We start from the raw sequence: 822 nt of genomic DNA, 5'->3' as shown, positions 1-822 counted from the left end.
GACGAACACCCCGACACCCTGACCTCCCGCAACAACCTCGCCGCCGCCTATCACTCGGCCGGCCGGCTCACCGAAGCGATCGAACTCTACGAACAAAACCTCACCCACCGGGAACGCATCCTCGGCGACGAACACCCCGACACCCTGACCTCCCGCAACAACCTCGCCGGCGCCTACGACTCGGCGGGTCGGCTCACCGAAGCGATCGAACTCTACGAACGAACCCTCACCGCCGCCGAGCAGATCCTGGGCCCCGACCACCCTGATACCGCTGTAGTCCGTGACAATCTCGCGGCTGCGCGAAGGCGGCAGACTTCTCACTGAACCGCCGCTCGGCGCTTCCCCTCGCCTCATGCGAGGCGCCCGGATTGAGCACACCCCAAATAGACAGCGGTCTCCGAGACGAAAAGCGTCGAAACAGAGTCCAGTTTCGAATTATTCGACCCTTGCCATCGGACTCCCCGAGTCCAGATCGACAGTCCGCCGGCGGGAAGGGATTTCGAAGATGCGGGTCGGCTACATCCGGATGAGCGCACTCGACCAAAACACCGCCCGCCACCTCGACGGCATCGACGTGGAAAAGACCTTCGTCGACACCGCCTCCGGCAAGGACACCACCCGACCGAAGCTCGACGAGTTGCTCGCTTTCGTCCGCGAGGGCGACGAGGCGATCGTGCACTCCATGAACCGCCTGGCCCGCAACCTCGCCGACCTGCGTCGCCTCGTCCGTATCCCGACCCGCAAGAGCGTGGAGGTGACGTTCGTCAAGGAATCGCTGACGTTCACCGGCGAGGACTCCCCCCATGGCGAACCCGCTGCTGT

The 822-nt window shown here is 64.5% G+C and carries 2 protein-coding genes; both read left to right on the top strand.

All coding sequences use genetic code 11. The features are described from left to right. Nucleotides 1-324: tetratricopeptide repeat protein (locus tag ON32_RS23400; RefSeq protein ID WP_040793179.1), on the top strand; the 324-nt coding region annotated here is incomplete at its 5' end. A gap of 181 nt (nucleotides 325-505) precedes the next feature. After that, on the top strand, nucleotides 506-822 hold a 317-nt coding region (locus tag ON32_RS23395; protein ID WP_040793178.1), incomplete at its 3' end, for a recombinase family protein.

It is taken from the genome of Nocardia paucivorans NBRC 100373, assembly GCF_000308675.1.
GTDB classification, from domain to species: domain Bacteria; phylum Actinomycetota; class Actinomycetes; order Mycobacteriales; family Mycobacteriaceae; genus Nocardia; species Nocardia paucivorans.
The sequence above is the reverse complement of the archived record's forward strand: the minus strand, read 5'-3'. Positions and strand labels throughout refer to the sequence as shown.